Consider the following 18218-nt stretch of genomic DNA (forward strand, 5'->3'; position numbering starts at 1 on the left):
TCGGTATAATCTCACCGCGATAACGTCCATTAAGGAACCGTCTCGGTGCCGACTGGGCCCGCCGCCGCCGCCGCCGCCCCTTCCTCCGCCTCCCGCCGTACTCCGGGGGAGTTGCGGCGCAATCTGCGCCTCATGATACTGGTCATGTTCATCCTGCTGGTAGGGGGCGCCGTCGGCCTTTTGACGGAACTGCGCTCGGCCGCGTTTGAAAAGGCCGAATCGGCCACGGCCGGGGCGGCCTATCTTCTCGAAGACAATCTTGGCCGCGCCTTATCGACCACCGACGTGATCATCTCGCGCATGGTCATCGTGGTGCAGGAACATCTGGCGGGCCGGATCGCATCGGGTGAGTTGTTGCGGGAACTGGCCAGTCTCGAAGCCAGCCTGACCCAGCGTGGCAACTTGCTGGTGGTCGATGCCAAGGGCGATGTGGTCGCCGCCAACCGGCCGCCCCGGGGCGGAGGCACCGTGAACTATGCCCATCGGGACTATTTCACCGCTCACCGTAACGGCGCCGAGCGGGTCATCGGACCCATGGTCCTGGGGACCTACAGCCAAGCGCCGGTCTTCACGGTCAGCAGGCGGGTGGTGGCGCCCGACGGCTCGTTCGGCGGTCTGGTGGTGGTCGGGGTGGACGCCCGTTTCTTCACCGACTTCTACAATACGCTGGGGCTTGGTCCGTCCGCCTATATTGGCGCCAACACAGCCGGGCGAATCATGCTGCGCCAGCCACACCCCGAACAGTATGTGGGCATTCCCACCCCCAGCAATCCGGTTGCCGCCGCCGCCGCCGTGAAGCCTGTGGGAAGTCTGCTCGTCCATTCCCCGGTCGATGGGGTCGATAGGGTGGTATCCTTTCGTCGGCTGGCCCAATTCAACGTGATGGTCAGCGCTGGCATGGCGGTGGAAGACATTCTGGCGCCTTGGCGCCGGACGGCGTTGATCATTGTCGGAGCCGTCCTCTTGGTGTTGCTGGGCCTGGGTGGTATGGCGCTGACCACCTTTCGGGTCATTGCCCGCGAGGAGGGCGCTTTGGCCTCCTTGGAAGAGATGGTCCGCGCCCGCACGGCCGAGGCGGAACTGCGCGCCGACGAGGCCCGTCAGGCCAATGAGAGCAAGACCCGGTTTCTGGCCGCCGCCTCCCATGATCTGCGCCAGCCCCTTCAGGCGGCGGGCATGTTCGTGGAAGTGCTGGCCGGGCAGGTGGAGGATGATCCGCGTAAGGTCAAGGTGGTCGAACGCCTGCGCCAGAGCATCGAGGCCACCAATTCCCTGCTGAGTACCTTGCTCGACGTCTCGGCGCTGGAAGCGGGCAAGATCAAGCCCAATATGGTGGCTTTCCGCGTGATGCCGCTGTTGGCCGGGCTGGTCGATCAGATCGAGCCCGAGGCCAGCGCCAAGGGCCTGGCCATCGGCGTGGTCCCCACCTCGCTGATGGTGAGCAGCGATCCCGTCTTGCTGGAACGACTGTTGCGCAATCTGCTGGTCAACGCGGTGCGCTACACGGAAACGGGCCGAGTTCTGCTCGGTTGCCGCCGTCGGGGGGATCGGGTGGTGATCCAGGTTCTCGACAGCGGCATGGGAATTCCGACCGATAAGGTGGACGCGGTATTCGAGGACTTCGTGCGCCTCGACAATCCCGCCGAGCGCAGCGGAAGCCGCGGCCTGGGCCTTGGGCTGGGTGTGGTGCGGCGCATGGCGGCCCTGCTGGACCATGGCCTGGAACTGCGTTCGGTTCTGGGAAAAGGCTCGTGCTTCGGGGTGGTTCTTCCCAAGGCGTAGAGCGGCGTTCAGAAGCGGTATCATGATACCGCGCCGATAACTCATTGAATTTAAACGAATTAAATGGTGTTGACTCGGGGGCTGTCTGTGGCATACTCCGCGCCCTCGACGCCCCGGCTTTTCGGGGTGACGCCAACTGGTTTTGCCGTGGGTGCCATGAAGACCTTTAACGCCAAACCGTCCGAAGTTGTGAAGAAGTGGGTCGTGATCGACGCGGACGGCGTCGTGCTCGGCCGCCTGGCCAGCATCGTTTCGATGCGCCTGCGCGGCAAGCATATGCCGACCTACACCCCGCATGTGGACATGGGCGATAACGTGATTATCGTCAATGCCGAGAAGGTCAAGCTGACCGGCAACAAGCTCGCCGACAAGCGCTTCTACTGGCATACCGGCCATCCCGGCGGTATCAAGGACCGTACCATGGGTCAGCTGCTGTCCGGCCGCTTCCCCGAGCGGGTCATCGAAAAGGCCGTGGAGCGCATGATCACCCGTGGTCCGCTCGGCCGTCAGCAGATGAAGAACCTGCGCGTCTATGCCGGCCCCGCCCACCCGCACGAGGCTCAGGCGCCCGAGGTGGTGGATGTCGGTGCCATGAACCCGAAGAACAAGAGGTAGTCCCATGGCCGATCTCTCCAGCTTGGCCGACCTGAAGGCCGCCTCGCCGGTCCAGGCCCAGCCTGTGCATGTGCGCAAGGTTGACGCCCAGGGCCGCGCCTACGCCACTGGCAAGCGCAAGAATGCCGTTGCCCGCGTGTGGATCAAGCCCGGTTCGGGCAAGATCATCATCAATGGCCGCGAACTGCCGGTCTACTTCGCCCGCCCGGTGCTGCGCATGATCATCAACCAGCCGTTCGAGGCTGCTCGGGTCGAGGGTCAGTTCGACGTGAACTGCACCATCACCGGCGGCGGTCTGTCCGGTCAGGCCGGTGCTCTGCGTCACGGCATCAGCCGCGCGCTGACCTATTTCGACCCGGCGCACCGCCCGGCGTTGAAGGCCGGCGGCTTCCTGACCCGCGATTCGCGCGTGGTCGAGCGTAAGAAGTACGGCAAGCACAAGGCCCGTCGTTCGACCCAGTTCTCCAAGCGCTAAACTGGGTTTGGCGAAAGCCGAAAAGATCAAGGGCCCGGAAGTTTTCCGGGCCCTTTTTCCATTTAGGCCCAAAGGGCCGCGCGCCTTATGGCGCGGAAGCCAAGCCGCCACAGGCGGCGCCCGGCGATTGAGGGCGCTGTAACGACTGATCGAAGGTCAGATATTTCGGCCAGTGGTCCTATTCGTAGCTGGCGGTGGTCTTGTCGGTGTTCTTGTTGTAGCGGATGGTGATCTTGCTCACAGAGCACAGATCGATGTCGTGCCAGACGGCACTCGAGCTATCCACCTTGTAGACCACCTTCAGGTCCCACTCGCAGGTCTTCTCGGCGCGTTTGAAGCTGATATGGACGTACTCGCCGTCGCCCAGCGTGTCGCGGCCCATGACATCCTCACCCCAGGCATCGGCATGGCCGGGCGAGACGAAGACGGATTCCAGTTCATAGCCGGTCTTGTTGACCAGGGTGAAATCCTGTTTGGCCTCGGCGGCCAGAGCCGAAGTGGCAAATCCGGACAGGAACACAAGCGCGGCAAACAACCTTCCCATGGTACCCCCCCCTAGAATGATGGCAAGACGAGCCATCCATCGATGATGGGAGGATGGACGAAAGCCTGTCAACGGGCGAACACCCTACGAATCGGCGTCGCCTCCGCCCAAGATTGGATAATTATAAAAACATAATATACTGGGCTTGCCTTTTTCCTGTCATATTTCGGGTCTAGCATCCCGCGCTCTCAATGCGGCGCCTTCGGAGTCCCTGCCGTGCCGAACATTTACCTGCCCATCGCCGAACAATCGGTGGGAATCTTCAGTCTGTTGGCGGTGGGCGGCGGTATCGGGATTCTGTCGGGCATTTTCGGCGTGGGCGGCGGTTTTCTGCTGACCCCCTTGCTGATCATGCTGGGCATTCCCCCGGCGGTGGCGGTGGCTTCGGGGGCCAATCAGGTCCTGGGCTCGTCGGTCTCGGGCGTCTTCGCCCATTGGCGGCGGCGCAATGTGGACGTGAAGATGGCGGTGTTCCTGCTGGTCGGCGGTTTTGCCGGGTCCGGTGTGGGCGTCTGGCTGTTCGCATTGCTCAAGCGCCTGGGACAGATCGATCTGGTGATCAGCCTGTCCTATGTGGGCTTTCTCGGCTCGGTGGGGCTGTTGATGCTGATCGAGACTTTGATGTCCATGCGGGCCGGTGCCGCAGGCAGACCGCCGGGCAGGCGCCATGTTCACCACTCCTGGCATGGGCTGCCCTTCCGCACCCGCTTTCCCCGTTCAGGGCTCTATATCAGCGCCCTGCTGCCGCTTGGCGTCGGTGCTTTCGGTGGGCTGCTGGCCGCCTTGATGGGGGTGGGCGGTGGTTTCATCCTGGTGCCGTTGATGATCTACATTCTGGGCATGCCCACGGCGGTGGTGGTGGGAACCTCGCTGTTCCAGATGATCTTCGTCACCGCCAATGTCACCCTGCTTCAGGCCATGACCACCCATACGGTGGATCTGCCGCTGGCCCTGATCCTGCTGGTCGGCGGAGCGGTGGGAGCGCAGTTCGGCTCTCGCCTGGGCGAGCGTCTGGGCGGCGAGAAGCTGCGTCTGCTGCTGGCCCTGATCGTCCTGGCGGTCTGTGCCGAGATGACCGGGACCCTGGTGGTGCCGCCCGAGGATCCGTTCAGTATCGAGTGATTATTCCAGGAACTGCTCGGCCCCCACCACGCCCAGTTTGGTGACGCCCTGGTGCTGGGCGGCGGCCATGACGCCCGCCACATGGGCATAGGCCACGGCCTTATGGGGGCGGACATGGATTTCCGGCGGATTGGCGGCGATGGCCGCCTGATGCAGCCTTGCTTCCAGATCGGCGCGGTCGGCGACCTTGTCTCCGTTCCAGGTGATGACGCCCTGGGCGTCGATATCGATGCGCGCCACTTCGGGCAGAACCGTGGCTTGCGGCGGCGGCCCCTGCGGCATGTCGAGCTTCACCGAATGGGTCTGCAGCGGAATGGTGATGATCAGCATGATCAGGAGGACCAGCATCACGTCGATCAGCGGCGTGGTGTTGATGTCGATCATCACATCGGGGTCTTCGGACGGCTCTTGGAACATGGCGGGCAGGCCCTCAGCGCGGCGGTGGTTCGGTGATGAAGCTGACCTTGGTGATCCCGGCCTTTTGGGCCTCGGCCAGGACGCGCCCCACATGCTCATAGGCCACGTCCTTGTCTCCCCGGATGAGGATTTCCGGCTGGGGCAGCTTGGCGGCGGCGCCGTCCAGGCGGGCGGAAAGGGCGGCCCGGTCGGCCAAGCCGTCCTCGTTCCACCACACACCGCCCGTCCGGTCCACGGCAATGGTGACATTGCCCGGCTGGGTGATGGTGGGCTGGTTGGCTTCCTTGGGCAGTTGCACCGGCACGGTATGGGTCACCACCGGAATGGTGATGAGGAAGATGATCAGCAGCACCAGCATCACATCCACCAGGGGCGTGGTGTTGATGGCGGCCATCATGCAATCCTCGTCGTCGCCGTCTCCGGCAGAGCCGAGATGAATGGCCATCAGCGCACCACCCGCAGCCCGGAACTACCGCCCGACCCGGCCAGCAGCACGGCATGCAGATCGGCGGCGAAGGACCGGACCTTCTCGGCCACCAGCTTGTTGCGCCGGACCAGCAGGTTGTAGCCCAGCACGGCGGGCACGGCCACGGCCAGACCGAAGGCGGTCATGATCAGCGCCTCGCCCACCGGCCCGGCTACCTTGTCGATGGCCGCCTGGCCCGCGATGCCGATGGCGGTCAGCGCGTGATAGATGCCCCACACCGTGCCGAACAGCCCGACGAAGGGGGCGGTGGAGCCGACAGTGGCCAACACGGCCAACCCGCCCTGGAGGTCCGAGACGATGTCGCCCACGGCGCGCTGGATGGACATGGTGATCCAGGTGTTGAGGTCGATCTTCTCGGTCAGCGAGCCATCATGGTGACGGGCCGCATCCATGCCCGAGGATGCCACAAAGCGGAAGGGGCTGTCCTCGGCCAGGGCGCGGGCGCCGTCGGAGATCGATGCCGCCTTCCAGAACCCGGCTCCCGCCTCCTTGGCGTGGCGCAGCATGCGCGACTGCTCCACCAGCTTGATCACCAGGATGTACCAGGACGCCATGGACATCAGGGCCAGGATGAGCAGCGTGCCCTTGGACACGAAATCGCCCTGGGCCCACAGCGCTTCCAGGCCGTATGGATTGTCAACCACTTGGCGGGCAACGGCATGGCCGTCCTCCAGATGGCCAGCGAGGGCGGGAAGGGCCGACACCAGAACCGGCAAGGCGGCGAGGATGACGCGGCGCATGGTCTTGTTTCCGATCATTGAAGTTTCCAGACATAACGGATGCGGGCCCAGGAACGTTCCGGGCGGCCGTCGATGGTGCCGGGCTTGAAGCGGCACAGAGCCAGGGCGGCCCGTGCCGCCTCGTCGAGGCGCTCGAAGCCGCTGGAGGCATCCACCAGGCTTTCCAGAACCGCGCCGTCGGATTCGATGAGGAATTTCAGCACCACCGCCCCGCTTTCCCCCGCCCGGCGGGCCGATTGGGGATATTGCGGCGGCTGGCACGGGCGGCTCTGGTCGAGGGCAGGGGCCACCTTGACCGTCTCGCGAACCGGTTCCGGGCTGGGCGCCACAAGGGCGGCGGGCGGCGGCGGCGCAAGCGGCGCCACATCGGTGGTGGCGGTGATGGCGGCGGGCGGCGGCGGCGCCTGGGGGCGCAGCCGGGGCGGCGGCACATAGGCGGGCGGCGGCGGCTTGACCACTTTGGGCGGCGGCGGGGGCTGCTCGACCTTGGGCGGAGTGGGCTTGACCAGTTCGGCGACGATCTTGGTTTCCATCGGTGCGGTCAGGAACTCGACGGCGCAATGGCCCAACCCGTTGGCCAGGGCATAGATGGCGGCGGCGTGCAAGGCCACCACCCCGGCCAGTCCGGCCAGACGCCTGTTGGAAGAAGGTCTCTGCCGTGCCGCGTGCATGGACTAATCCAACGCCAGAAGACGCCAGCCCTCGGCTCCGGTGACCCAGGACAGGAAGGCGCGCTTGCCGTCGCCGACCAGGATGGGGCGGTCGGAGCTGTCCCTGGTCTGTGCGAGGGGGCGGGGCGCCGACCATGTGCGGCCGGAATCATCGGAGCTCTGGGCCTGAACCGTGGTGGTTTCGCCGTCGAATTCCTTCCAGGCCATCCACAGGCGTTTCGCCACCGCCAGCAGATGGGGGTGCGACACCGCGTTGGCGGCATTTCCCAGCAGGTGAGGTTCGGAAAAGGCGGCGTCCGGCCCGGCTGCGGATGCGAAGAATACACCCTTGCGCGCTGTGCCCGCGGTGTACCAGGCCACATGGACGGAGCCATCGGCGGCCACCGCCATGCTTGGTCCCATATGGGGGCAGGCATCGACCCGCCAATTGTCCTCGGCGACCTTTCTGATGGGGCCGGGATGGTCGCGGTCGGCAAAGACCATCACCGCGTGATCGCGGATATTGGGCTCGAAGATGTGACGCCACAGGACCACCGGGCGTCCGTCGGGGCTAAGCTCAAGACCGATGCGGCAGCATTCGCAGATATCGGGCAGGGCGACGCCCTCATGGGCGAGGCTTTCGCCGCCATCGTCGGACCAGGCCAGACCCAGTCCGCCGCCCTTATGGGGGTGACCGGTGGCCTTGGCGGCGGCCGCGCCCCGTTTGTCGATCCAGGCGATGTACAGACGGTCGCGCCCATCCACCGCGAGGGCTGGGAACCGCTGGCTGGCGGGGTCCGAGGCCACGGGCTTGGGCGGCAGGAAGGTCTTTGCGCCGTCACGAGACCGCGCCAGGACCAGGCTGCCGTTATAGGCCTTGTCCCGCGTGGCCCAGGCTACGAAGACGCCGCCCTTGGAATCGGACGCCAAGGCTAGACGGGCATCGGCATTGGCGTCGATGGTTTCCCGCGCCTTGTTGAGAGCCTGGGCTGCCTCGAAGCTTTTCCCGCCATCGGAGGAGCGCGCCGCCATCACCCGTCCCCCCGCCACCCAGCCCAGGACCAAGGTGCCGTCGCCCAGGAAATGAGGCGTGGCCTGAATGGCGCAGGCCAGCCGCGTCTCCTCGGCCGCGCAGCCGGGCGGCAGGGTCGGGCCATGGCCCTTATGGTCGGCGGCCCAGGCCGATCCGGCGGCAAGGCAGGTGATAATCAGGGTGAGGAAACGGGGCTTCATGGCGGGCGCTCCTACAGCTTCAGCTTCAACTCGGCGATGAATGTGCGCTGAGGAAAGGGGTGGAACTCCATGTAACGGCAATCATTGACGTTATCGATGCCCAGGGCGGCTTCCAGGTTCTCTGAGTGCTTATAGCGGGCGCGCACATCGATCACGAAGAACGAATCGAAAGAGCCATAGACCTTGTTGACGTAGTCGGTGTTGTCCATGGTGGTGGCCATGCGGTCCTGATAGCGGGCCGCCGTGGTGAAGGCCCATTCGTCGGTGGGACGATAGGTGGCGGCCACCGTGCCGCGCAGCGTGGGAATGTTGGGTACCCGCTTGCCAACCGTCTGGGTGGCCAAGGCCCAGGCCGGGTTCTTGATGATCTCCGCATCCACATAGGTCAGGCTGCCCGCCAGTTCCAGGCCGGAAATCACCACATTGTTCTGCTGGGCGGCCAGTTCAATGCCGCGATTCCTGATTTCGAGCACATTGGTGACATAGGTGCTGGTGCCGGTGCCGGTGGTGTTCACGTTGCTTTGGCTGATCAAGGCGTTGGTCACGTTCTCCTGGAACAGCGAGACGCGGGTCTTGCCCTCGCCCAAGGTGGTCTCCAGGGACAGTTCATAGCTGTTGGTGCGTTCGGGCTGGAGATTGGGATTGGCGACCGAGGTGCTGACCCCGGTGCCGCCGGTCATGAACAGTTCGGAGACGGTGGGAAAGCGGGTGGACTTAGCCGCCTGGCCGGTCACCGTCCATTGAGGCACGATCTCCCAGGCCAGGGTGGCCTTGGGGGAGAAGGCGGTGCGGCTGGTGGCCGGGGCATAGGCGCTGGTATTGCCTGACAGGACATAGCCGTTGAAGGACTCCCAATACTCCCAACGGCCGCCCAGCGTGGCCTTGACGGTGTCGGTCAGTTTCCAGGCGTCCTGCGCCCACAGGGCATATGTCTGGGTGTCGCCGCGTGAATCCGTGGTCTTGCCGGTGATGGGGGCTTCGGTGCGCCAGTTGGCGGTGGTGTAGGTGGGCGCCACCAGGATGTAACGGTCGTAATGGGCGCCGAAGCTGGCCTCGTGGGCACCGCCTGGGCCAGTGGGGCGGAAGATGCCCTTCACGTCCGAGGTGGTCCAGTTGGTGCCGTCCATCTGGGTGTATTTGCCGTTGGTGGTGAAGGTGGTGCCGCCAAGGGTGCCCAGAGGTTGCTTTTGGATATCGCGGTCGAAATGGACGTGTGTGACGTTGCCCTCGAAATCCCACATGCCCTTGGTGTCGGATTTCAGCGACAAGGCGTGAGAGGTTTGGACCTGTTCGAGGATGTAATTGGCGGCGGCGAAGGTGCCGCCGTTATTGGCGCCGGTGGTGTCGGCGGCACCGAAGGTGGAGGCGCCGCTGGCGTCCTTCAGATAGCTCTCCACCCGCGACCGTCCGTGGTTCTGCCAGAAGCCCAGCGTGTAAGTGGCCTTTATCTCGGGCGTGAAATCATAGGCGAATTTGGCCTTGATGTTCTGCATCTCGGTACGCAGCAAACCGCCCATGCCCACCACATTGGCCGTGCCGCCTGACTTGCTCACGGCGGCAATGGTGCCGGTGGTGCTGGTCAGGCCAGTGGTGTTGGCGCGTGTCAGAACGCTGACCGGCTGGGATTCGCTGTTGGTACTGGTGGCGGCGATGAAGACGGACAGATCGCCGATCTTGTGGCCGAAGGTGGCGCTGCTCTGGTCGGTGCGGTAGGTGTCCTTGGTGTTGTACAGGTTGAAATGCTGCAGCGTTTCGGTCTGCTTGGCGGTGGCTTCCAGCTTGTCGGGCATGCGGGTGGTGATTTGCAGCACGCCGCCCATGGAATTGCCCGGATGCTGGGCGGCAAAGGGGCCGTACATCATATCGACCCGTTCCATCTCTTCGGGTGCCACCATGCCCCAGCGTGGGCCACCCTTGGAGTTATCATTGGCGATCAGCGCCGTGATGGGGATGTCGTCCACATAGACCATGGAGCGGGCGCTGGAACTATAGCCCCAGGTGCGGGTCATGAGGACGGCCTGGGTATCGCCGTTGTTGCGTTTGCGCAGGCTGAGGCTGGGCATGTATTTCACCGAATCCTCGGGATCGATGACGTTGACGGTGTCGGCCATTTTTTCGCGGGTGATGGATTCAGCCGTGTTGGGAAGCTTGTACTTCTCCATCACGTTGGTCTTTTCCCGGATCACCACTTCGGGCATGTCGGTGGCGTCATCGGCGGCCAGGGCGCCGGTGGCCAGAGCGAAAAAGGAATAAAGCGCGGAACCGGCGCCGAGCAGCGCGCGGCGGGAGACCTGGAACGGCATAATGAATCCTCGAAAACCGTGGAATGCTCCCCCATGGGGGAGTGCAAAGGCTCAGACGGTGCGAGGATGGGCGGGAGGAGCGCGCGAGCGGGCAAAGGCCGGACGGGAATCCGGCGGCACCTGATCATCAGGGCTGGTGACCGGAAGGGCGGCGGATGCCATGGCCATGGAAAGAGGGGCATCGGCCCCCAACGTGGCCGCATCGCCCGCCATGGGCAGGCAGAAGATGCAGTGCTTGACCTCGGTCGGGGAGGCCGGAGCAGGATCGCTGGAGGAATCGTGACAGAGCGAGGATTGCAGGTCGGCCCGTAAAGCCGCCTCTCCGGCCAGGGCGGCCACACCGCCCAGATCCAGCAGCGGCACCGCCATTTGCAGGGCGAAGGCCAGCAGCAGCAGCCGCGCCATACCGGCCCTTCCGGCCCGTATCGCCCGCAACCAGCCGCTCCGACGCAACACGCCGCCGCTCATGACCTCGGCTTCTCCACAAAAATATTAAGATAGGTTAACTGGTTTAGGCGTCGAATTTTGCAAAGTCAACCCGCTTTCCCGTGTGGAATCAGCGGCTTATATGATGGATATGCTATATATCATAGTGTTCAATCGTTATAATTGACGGGGGTCAAGCCATCAGGCCAAGGGATTCCGACGGCCTTCCCTGAGTGGGAAAACGTGGATTTTCGCTACATGGACTCACAGATTCTTTCCGTTCGCAGGTGGCGCCTCGTCATTGAGCACCGCAAGATATTGCCTATGGAAATATCACTGGGTGGCGGTAGAGGCAGGGTATGAACGGTTCACTCATCGAGATCATCGGCAGCGCCATCGTCGCCGCTCGGCGGCTGGGCCTGGACTGCGCCGAGGAGCGTGACACGGCTCGGGCGGTCCTGCTGGCGCACGATGCCTCCCTCACGCCGGGCGTTGCCCGGATTTTGGTGGATCAGCTCTATTCCCAGGCGGCGGGGGACTACGCCGTCTGATGGTTTTGGGGGATGACCGGAACGCCCGGCGGGGCATTCCGGTCGATTCGTTTCGGATCAGCCTTTGGCCTGATAATAGAGGCTCTGGACGTGGCTTCCCGCCGCGAAGAACACCCAGCGCTCGGCCAGCAGGCCCACATACTGGCAGACGAAGGCCAGGACCGGCAGCCCGGCCAGCAGCAACGCCGCAGGCGCGATGAAGGCCACCGCCAGGAAGAACACGGACAGCCCCTTCACCGTTTCGGCGCCGCCAGGGGCTGCGAATTCGATGGTGTTGAACGAACTGCCCATGAAGCCCTGGGTGACCTGGCGGATTTGGGCATGGTGCACGCCGATGGCGCTTTTCAGGGAAGAGCGCGGCCGGGCGGTCGCGTTCAGCCACATCTGGAACCCGCGGGCTGCCAGGGCCAGCGGGGTGAGCAGGACCGCCGAGCCGGACATGAAACCGGTCAGCGGGCTGTCTTGCACCTGGGCATAGGCGGTGGCCAGGGTGAAGCCCGAGGCCAATCCCATCAGCAGGTAATTGATGACCGTCCAACCCGAGGCCCACTGCCGGATGAACTTCACGCAGGCATAGATCATGCCGGTGCAGACGAACAACGCCAGGGACGCCACGGTGGTGAGCAGGCCCAGCACCAGAGGCAGATCCATCACCGCGCCATTGCCCAGGCGGATGACCACCGGGGCCCAGCCGAAGGCGTGGATCACGGCATAAAGGAAGGCCAGTCCGCAGACCACCGGGATCAGGATTACTTCACGCGACAGCCAGGAGGTGCGCCAACGGGTCGCCGCCCGCCATCCCCTTTGGGGATTGGCAAGGTGGAACACCGAGGCCACCAGCCCCAGACACAGAAGCACCAGGGCAATGGCCCCGCCCAGGGCGAAAAAGCCGCCGCTGGCCCCGCCAGCGTAAAGCTGGCCCAGGGTCAAAGCGATCAGCAAGCCCTGTCCGGCGCCGATCAGGGTGGTGAGGAAGATGACGGAAAATGCGGGCTTCATGATGATCTCTCCCCCTTACCAGCTGGACGCGCCGTCGATGGTCGGCGTTGTGAAGGCGGGGCGAGGTTTCTCGCCTTCCACCTTCAGCGGGTTATCGACGCGCACCAACTCGTCCGGATGGAGCGTGGTGGTGGTCTTGCGCCGGGGCAGATAATGATTGGCCGGACTGGTGCCCCATTCCGGCATCAGGGGGAAACCGCCATTATCCCGAATGGCCTTGGCCGCCTCGGAATTGGGGTCGTTGATGTCGCCGAAGATGCGCGCGCTGGCCGGACAGGCCAGGACGCAAGCGGGCTTGCGCCGGTCTTCGTCGAGGGTCTTGTCGTAGATGCGATCGACGCACAGCGTGCACTTCTTCATGACGCCGTGGACCGGATCGAATTCGCGCGCGCCATAGGGGCACGACCACGAGCAGTATTTGCAGCCGATGCACTTGTCGTAATCCACCAGCACGATGCCGTCTTCTTCCCGCTTGTAGCTGGCCCCCGTGGGGCAGACCGGCACGCAGGGCGGCTCCTCGCAATGGAGGCAGGATTTGGGGAAGTGGATGGTTTCCGTGTTGGGGAAGGTGCCGCATTCATAGGTCTGGACGCGGTTGAAGAACACGCCCGTCGGATTAGCGCCGTAGGGATTTTGGTCGGGCAACGGCCCGGCCCAGCCCGATGTGTTCCATTCCTTGCACGAGGTCACGCAGGCATGGCAGCCGACGCAGACATTGAGGTCGATAACCAGGGCGAGTTGCTTCTTGCTCATGATCACTTCCTCCCGGCCAGGAAGGCGCGGACCTTCGACTTGAAGCCGATGGTCTGGCCGGGCAGCGGTTCCATGGGTTTGAACTGGGGCCAGCTTTCCCCTTCCTCCCCCGGTTTGCATTTGGTGACGCGGACCTTGAGGTCGTACCACGCCGCCTGTCCCGTGACGGGATCGGAATTGGAGACGTGCTGGTTGCCCACCATGTTGGGCAGTTCCTCACTGATCAGGTGATTGAGCAGGAAGCCCTTGCGTGACTCGTCGGCATCGGAGTCCAGGCCCCAGGCGCCCGAGGCCTTGCCGATGGCGTTCCAGGTCCACACCGTGCCGGGCTCCACCGCTTCGGTGAAGCGGGCCTGACACTTGATCTTGCCCCACGGGCTTTCCACCCACACCCAATCGGTGTCGCCGAAATTGCCCAAGGCTCCCACCTTGGGGTGCATGAACAAGACGTTGCTGGTGTGGATCTGGCGCAGCCAGGCATTCTGGGAATCCCAGGAATGGTACATGGCCATGGGCCGCTGGGTCAGCGCCGACAGCGGGAAGGCATGCCCGTCCGAGCACCGCCATTCCAGCGGCGTGTAATAGAAGGGCAGGGGATCGAAGAAGGTCTTCACCCTGTCGCGCAGGCGCTCGGGCGGCTGCTTGCCCTTCCACTTGCCCTCACCGGCCAGCCGGAACTTCTGCAGCACCTCGGAATAGATGTGCGGCATGATCGGGTCGGTGAAGCGTACCAGACGATGGCGGTAGGCCCATTCCAGGTAGCCCTTGTTCCAGTTGCGCATGTACTGGAAGCTGGGCGGCAGTTCGTAATGGAAGTGGTTGTTGTTGCGCGCGTACTGGTCCCACTGATTGGGGTTGGGCTCGCCCACCATGGCCTTCTCGCCGGCCTTGCCGCGCCAGCCCGCCAGGAAGCCGATTCCCGAACCCGGCTCGGTCTCGAAATTGACGATGAAGTCGGGATAGTCGCGGAACTTGCGGCTTCCGTCCTTGTTGGTGAAGGCCGGAAGCTTGAGGCGCGTCGCCAGTTCGATGACCACGTCCTGGAACGGCTTGCACTCGCCCAAGGGCGGAAGGATCGGCACACGCACGGAATCGACGGGACCGTCGAACTCCGAGATGGGCCGGTCCAGCATGCTCATCACGTCATGGCGTTCGAGATAGGTGGTATCGGGCAGCACCAGATCTGCGAAGGCCACCGTCTCGGACTGGAAGGCGTCACAGACCACCAGGAAGGGGATCTTGTAGGCGCCCGACTCGTCCTTGTCGGTGAGCATCTTCCTCACCTCGGAGGTGTTCATGGACGAGTTCCACGCCATGTTGGCCATGAACAGCAGCAGCGTGTCGATGGGGTAGGGATCGCCGCGCCAGGCATTGGTGATGGCGTTTTGCATCATGCCGTGGACCGAGAGCGGATATTCCCAGGAGAAGGCCTTGTCCAGGCGGATGGGCTCGCCATCGGCGTCCACCGACAAATCGTCCGGGTCGGCGGGCCAGCCCATGGGGGTGCCCACCAGGGCCTCGCCGGGCTTGATGGCCTGGGGGCCCTTGGGCGGCTTGGGGCAGGGCGGGATGGGGCGCGGGAAAGGCGCTCTGTGACGGAACCCGCCCGGCCGGTCGATGGTGCCCAACAGGGTCATCAGGATGGACAGCGCCCGGATGGTGTGAAAGCCGTTGGAATGCGCCGCAAGGCCGCGCATGGCGTGGAAGGCCACCGGATTGCCGGTGATCTTGTCGTGCTCGGTACCCCAGCAATCGGTCCAGGCGATGGGCAGTTCGATGGTCTGGTCGCGGGCGGTGATGCCCATTTCATGGGCCAGGCGGCGGATGGTGTCGGCGGGAATGCCGGTGATGCCCTCGGCCCATTCCGGCGTGTAGTCCTTGACCCGTTCCTTCAGCAATTGCATGGACGGCTTGACCGGCGTGCCGTCTTCCAGGGTGTAAGAGCCGAACAGGCGGCCCTCGGTATCCTTGGTGCGCGCGATGACCGGCTTGTCGCTGGCGCGGTCCCACCACATTTTGTCCGGGGTCTCGAAGGTGTCGGGCCGCACCGGCACGCTGCCTTCGCGCACGAAGAGGCCGAACGTGTCGCTGTCGGCATCCTGGTTCACCAGTTCGGCGGCGTTGGTGTAGCGGATCAGGAAGTCGCGGTCGAACAGGCCGGTTTCCAGGATCTCGCGCACCAGGGCCAGCAGCAGGGCGCCGTCGGTGCCGGGGCGGATGGGGACCCACTCATCGGCGATGGCGGCATAGCCGGTGCGCACCGGATTGACGGCGATGAAGCGCCCGCCCGCCCGCTTGAAGGCGGCCAGATCACGCTTCATGGGATTGGAATGGTGATCCTCGGCGGTGCCGATCATCACGAACAGCTTGGCCCGCTCCAGATCGGGGCCGCCGAATTCCCAGAAGCTGCCGCCGATGGTGTAGATCATCCCTGCCGCCATGTTGACGGAGCAGAACCCACCATGGGCGGCGTAATTGGGGGTGCCGAACTTGGCGGCAAACAGGCCGGTCAGGGCCTGCATCTGGTCGCGGCCGGTAAAAAGCGCGAACTTCTTCGGGTCCGTGGCGCGCAGATGGGCCAGCCGCTCGGTCAGAGTCGAAAAGGCCTCTTCCCAGGAAATGGGCTCGAAGGCGCCAGCACCACGCTCGGTGCCTTCCTTGCGCTTCAAGGGCCGGGTCAGACGGGCGGGGGAATACTGCTTCATGATGCCCGAGGCGCCCTTGGCGCACATGATCCCCTTGTTCAGGGGATGATCGGGATTGCCCTCGATATAGCGGACCTCTCCGTCACGAAGATGCACGCGGATGCCGCAACGGCAGGCGCACATATAGCAGGTCGTGGTCTTGACCTCCGACCGGCCGAGATCGGAATCAGCAATGGCGACAGGATCCCTCATGCGGGTTAGCTCCCCCCTGGTATTGTCCTTGCCCTCGTTTCGGGGCGACTTTTAGGACAGTCTACTTTAGTGGGATCTAATAAGGCAATCGGGAAAGGGGAAGCTCAGGTCTTGTCGCCCAGCAGGGTATCGCACAGTTCAGAGAGGCGTTTGGGCGCGATCTCTGACATGCGCATGCCGTGGATGGCCGACAGCTCCGCCGGTCCGACCCCCTTCTTGGCGGCGGCCATGGCGTCGAGGCCCTGAAGATGCCGTGACAGACGGTTGAACTTCGAGATCTGGCGCGAGGCCGCCAGCGCGTCGTCGATGCCGAGGGTCGTGGGTCCGATGGTTTCGCCAAGAGCCCGCTTCAAACCGCTATGCCAGCTATCCATGATCCGCGTCCTCCCACCCCAAGGATTTCCATCATACCTTCGGGATAGGGGGCGAGTCTCGCGCAAAGTCCGGGCGGGCCCGGGGGCCTAGCCGCGCACCGAACGAAGGAAGCCCTCGGCCTCGCTCTTGAGGTCGGAAACCGCCTCGGACAGGATCTTGGCGCTCCAGATCACCCTTACCGCGCCAGCACAGGAACGGGCCGAGGAGCGCGACAGGGTCGAGACGGAAGACGACACTTCCCCGGCCTGGGTGGCGACCTCGTCGATATGGCTGGCGATATCGCCGGTGGTGGATTCCTGCTGTTGCACGGCCATCGCGATGGCCGTCGAGATGTTGTCGATGCTGCGGATGGTTTCCACCACGCCTTCGATGGAGGCGGTCATCTCAAGGGTGGAGTTCTGCACCGCCATCACCTGGCTGGAGATCTCCTCGGTGGCGCGCGCCGTCTGGTTGGCGAGATTCTTGACCTCATTGGCGACCACGGCAAAGCCCTTGCCCGCCTCGCCCGCCCTGGCCGCCTCGATGGTGGCGTTGAGCGCCAGCAGATTGGTCTGGGCCGCGATGTCGTTGATCAACTGCACCACATTGCCGATGGCTTGGACCGACTCGGACAATCCACTCATCTGGCCAGCGGTGGCGTTGACATTTTCCACGGCCTGCTGGGCGATCTTGCTGGACTGGTCCACCTGCTGGGCGATCTCGTTGATGGACTGCGCCAGACGCCGGGTGGCCTCGGAGACCGTGGCGGCGCGTTCGGTCGTGATGTTGGCCGCTTCGCTGACATCGAGCGAGCGCGAGCCGCTTTGGCCCGAGCGGGTGGCCATGTTCATGGCGGTCTTGTGGATGCCCGTGGTGGAGCCCTCCACCTCGGCCACCTTGGCATTGACGGTGGCCTCGAAATGGTCGGCCATCTCGCGCATGGCCCGCGCCCGTTCCTCGGCGGCGCGGATGCGCTCTTCCTCCTGGGCGGCCCTCAGATGCTCGGCCTCCAGCATATGTTCCTTGAAGACCTGGACGGTGCGGGCCATGTCGCCGACCTCGTCCTTGCGGTCCTGGGCCTCGATCTCCACCGAGGTGTCGCCGTCGGCCAGGCGGCCCATCAGGGTAGTCATGCGGCCGATGGGGCGCGTGATGACACGGGTCAGGATCGATTTGACGCCCAGCACCGAGAACAGGGTGGCACCGATGCCAAAGGCCAACAGTCCCAGCAAGATGTGGTTGAACTCGGCCTTTTCCGCGGCGGTGGACAGCGACGAGGACAGGACGGCGATGACTTCGCCATCGGTCAGTCCCATGCCGCCGTGACAGGAATGGCAGACCTCGTCCTTGGCGCCATCGGTGACGCCCAGAACGATGGGCATGGAATAGCGGTAGGAGTCACCGACCAGGCGGCCGACCGGCTTGGCCGTCGCCAGGGCTTCGCGGTCGATGTCGTCCTGGGCGGCCTTGGGCGCGCGGTCCGGTTCCACGTCCTTCATATAGGCGGCGACCTTGGGGCTCCACACGCTCCAAACCTTGCCCGTATAGTGGACGTTGCGGGAATCGAACCACTTATTAAAGACCTTGATGCCGATATTGTCGCCGTCCTCGGGACGGGTGGCCATGACATTGACGATCAGCGCGTGGAGCGAGGTCATCTCGTTGACGCTGAGCTCGTGGAGCTTGCGCTCCATGGCCTGTTCCTCGAACCGGGCGATGAAGACCACGATCAGCGTCGCCATGACGATGACGCCCAGCCCGACCACGATCATGAATCGCCGGCGCAAGCTTAAATTCTGCCAGACCCCTGCGGACATGCGAATTCCCCTGGGTGTTTCCACCCCTATGGCCTGTGGCAGCCGTTCTTCCC

The 18218-nt window shown here is 64.2% G+C and carries 18 protein-coding genes; 5 read left to right on the forward strand and 13 right to left on the reverse strand.

The features are described 5' to 3' along the window. The first annotated feature begins 45 nt into the window (after nt 1-45). The 3 genes from CCC_RS08270 (at nt 46) to rpsI (ending at nt 2872) form a co-directional block, all read left to right on the forward strand. Entirely contained in the window at nt 46-1782 is a 1737-nt protein-coding gene (locus tag CCC_RS08270) for a sensor histidine kinase (RefSeq protein WP_052473008.1), read from the forward strand. Nucleotides 1783-1938: 156 nt separating this feature from the next. Further along, entirely contained in the window at nt 1939-2397 is a 459-nt protein-coding gene (gene rplM, locus CCC_RS08275; RefSeq protein ID WP_041040723.1) for a 50S ribosomal protein L13, read from the forward strand. Nucleotides 2398-2401: 4 nt separating this feature from the next. Continuing rightward, nucleotides 2402-2872 (forward strand): 30S ribosomal protein S9, encoded by a 471-nt coding sequence (gene rpsI, locus CCC_RS08280; protein ID WP_009870655.1) that lies wholly within the window; start codon nt 2402-2404, stop codon nt 2870-2872. 178 nt (nt 2873-3050) lie between these two features. On the opposite strand, the gene CCC_RS08285 is transcribed toward rpsI, so the two are convergent. Continuing rightward, complete coding sequence (locus CCC_RS08285; RefSeq protein WP_041040725.1) at nt 3051-3416, reverse strand: hypothetical protein; 366 nt, start codon at nt 3414-3416, stop codon at nt 3051-3053. 216 nt (nt 3417-3632) lie between these two features. Here CCC_RS08285 and CCC_RS08290 point away from each other — a divergent pair, with 216 nt between their 5' ends. Continuing rightward, complete coding sequence (locus CCC_RS08290; protein ID WP_009870653.1) at nt 3633-4538, forward strand: sulfite exporter TauE/SafE family protein; 906 nt, start codon at nt 3633-3635, stop codon at nt 4536-4538. Here CCC_RS08290 and CCC_RS08295 read toward each other — a convergent pair whose 3' ends face one another. From CCC_RS08295 to CCC_RS08325, 7 genes are read right to left on the reverse strand one after another with little or no spacing between them, the layout of a single operon-like run. Further along, on the reverse strand, nt 4539-4955 hold the full coding sequence (locus CCC_RS08295) for an ExbD/TolR family protein (RefSeq protein ID WP_009870652.1): 417 nt from the start codon (nt 4953-4955) through the stop codon (nt 4539-4541). A 13-nt stretch (nt 4956-4968) separates the two neighbouring features. Further along, complete coding sequence (locus tag CCC_RS08300) at nt 4969-5400, reverse strand: ExbD/TolR family protein (protein WP_009870651.1); 432 nt, start codon at nt 5398-5400, stop codon at nt 4969-4971. After that, nucleotides 5400-6200 (reverse strand): MotA/TolQ/ExbB proton channel family protein, encoded by an 801-nt coding sequence (locus CCC_RS08305; protein ID WP_009870650.1) that lies wholly within the window; start codon nt 6198-6200, stop codon nt 5400-5402. The genes CCC_RS08300 and CCC_RS08305 overlap by 1 nt, the downstream gene beginning before the upstream one ends. Beyond that, entirely contained in the window at nt 6197-6853 is a 657-nt protein-coding gene (locus CCC_RS08310; RefSeq protein ID WP_041040727.1) for an energy transducer TonB, read from the reverse strand. Before CCC_RS08310 ends, CCC_RS08305 begins: the two co-directional genes overlap by 4 nt. Nucleotides 6854-6856: 3 nt before the next feature. Further along, the gene (locus CCC_RS08315) at nt 6857-8065 is read right to left on the reverse strand and encodes a sialidase/neuraminidase family protein (protein ID WP_009870648.1); all 1209 of its coding nucleotides are present in this window, start codon (nt 8063-8065) and stop codon (nt 6857-6859) included. Between the two features lie 11 nt (nt 8066-8076). Further along, nucleotides 8077-10368, reverse strand: coding sequence for a TonB-dependent receptor (locus CCC_RS08320; protein ID WP_009870647.1), 2292 nt, complete (start codon nt 10366-10368; stop codon nt 8077-8079). A gap of 51 nt (nt 10369-10419) precedes the next feature. Then, entirely contained in the window at nt 10420-10836 is a 417-nt protein-coding gene (locus CCC_RS08325) for a hypothetical protein (protein WP_041040729.1), read from the reverse strand. Nucleotides 10837-11153: 317 nt separating this feature from the next. Between CCC_RS08325 and CCC_RS08330 the strand changes: the two genes are divergently transcribed. Next, nucleotides 11154-11345 (forward strand): hypothetical protein, encoded by a 192-nt coding sequence (locus CCC_RS08330; protein ID WP_009870645.1) that lies wholly within the window; start codon nt 11154-11156, stop codon nt 11343-11345. Nucleotides 11346-11402: 57 nt separating this feature from the next. Here the strand turns inward: CCC_RS08330 and CCC_RS08335 are convergent, their stop codons facing one another. The 5 genes from CCC_RS08335 to CCC_RS08355 all read right to left on the reverse strand — a co-directional run bounded on the left by CCC_RS08335 (nt 11403) and on the right by CCC_RS08355 (nt 18165). Beyond that, entirely contained in the window at nt 11403-12344 is a 942-nt protein-coding gene (locus CCC_RS08335; RefSeq protein WP_009870644.1) for a dimethyl sulfoxide reductase anchor subunit family protein, read from the reverse strand. A gap of 15 nt (nt 12345-12359) precedes the next feature. Then, the gene (locus CCC_RS08340; RefSeq protein ID WP_041040731.1) at nt 12360-13097 is read right to left on the reverse strand and encodes a 4Fe-4S dicluster domain-containing protein; all 738 of its coding nucleotides are present in this window, start codon (nt 13095-13097) and stop codon (nt 12360-12362) included. 2 nt (nt 13098-13099) lie between these two features. After that, the gene (locus CCC_RS08345) at nt 13100-15994 is read right to left on the reverse strand and encodes a molybdopterin-dependent oxidoreductase (protein ID WP_009870642.1); all 2895 of its coding nucleotides are present in this window, start codon (nt 15992-15994) and stop codon (nt 13100-13102) included. Nucleotides 15995-16098: 104 nt separating this feature from the next. After that, on the reverse strand, nt 16099-16368 hold the full coding sequence (locus CCC_RS08350; RefSeq protein WP_009870641.1) for a hypothetical protein: 270 nt from the start codon (nt 16366-16368) through the stop codon (nt 16099-16101). 87 nt (nt 16369-16455) lie between these two features. Then, entirely contained in the window at nt 16456-18165 is a 1710-nt protein-coding gene (locus CCC_RS08355) for a methyl-accepting chemotaxis protein (RefSeq protein ID WP_041040733.1), read from the reverse strand. Nucleotides 18166-18218: the final 53 nt, after the last annotated feature.

Source organism: Paramagnetospirillum magnetotacticum MS-1, from assembly GCF_000829825.1.
Taxonomy (GTDB): domain Bacteria; phylum Pseudomonadota; class Alphaproteobacteria; order Rhodospirillales; family Magnetospirillaceae; genus Phaeospirillum; species Phaeospirillum magnetotacticum.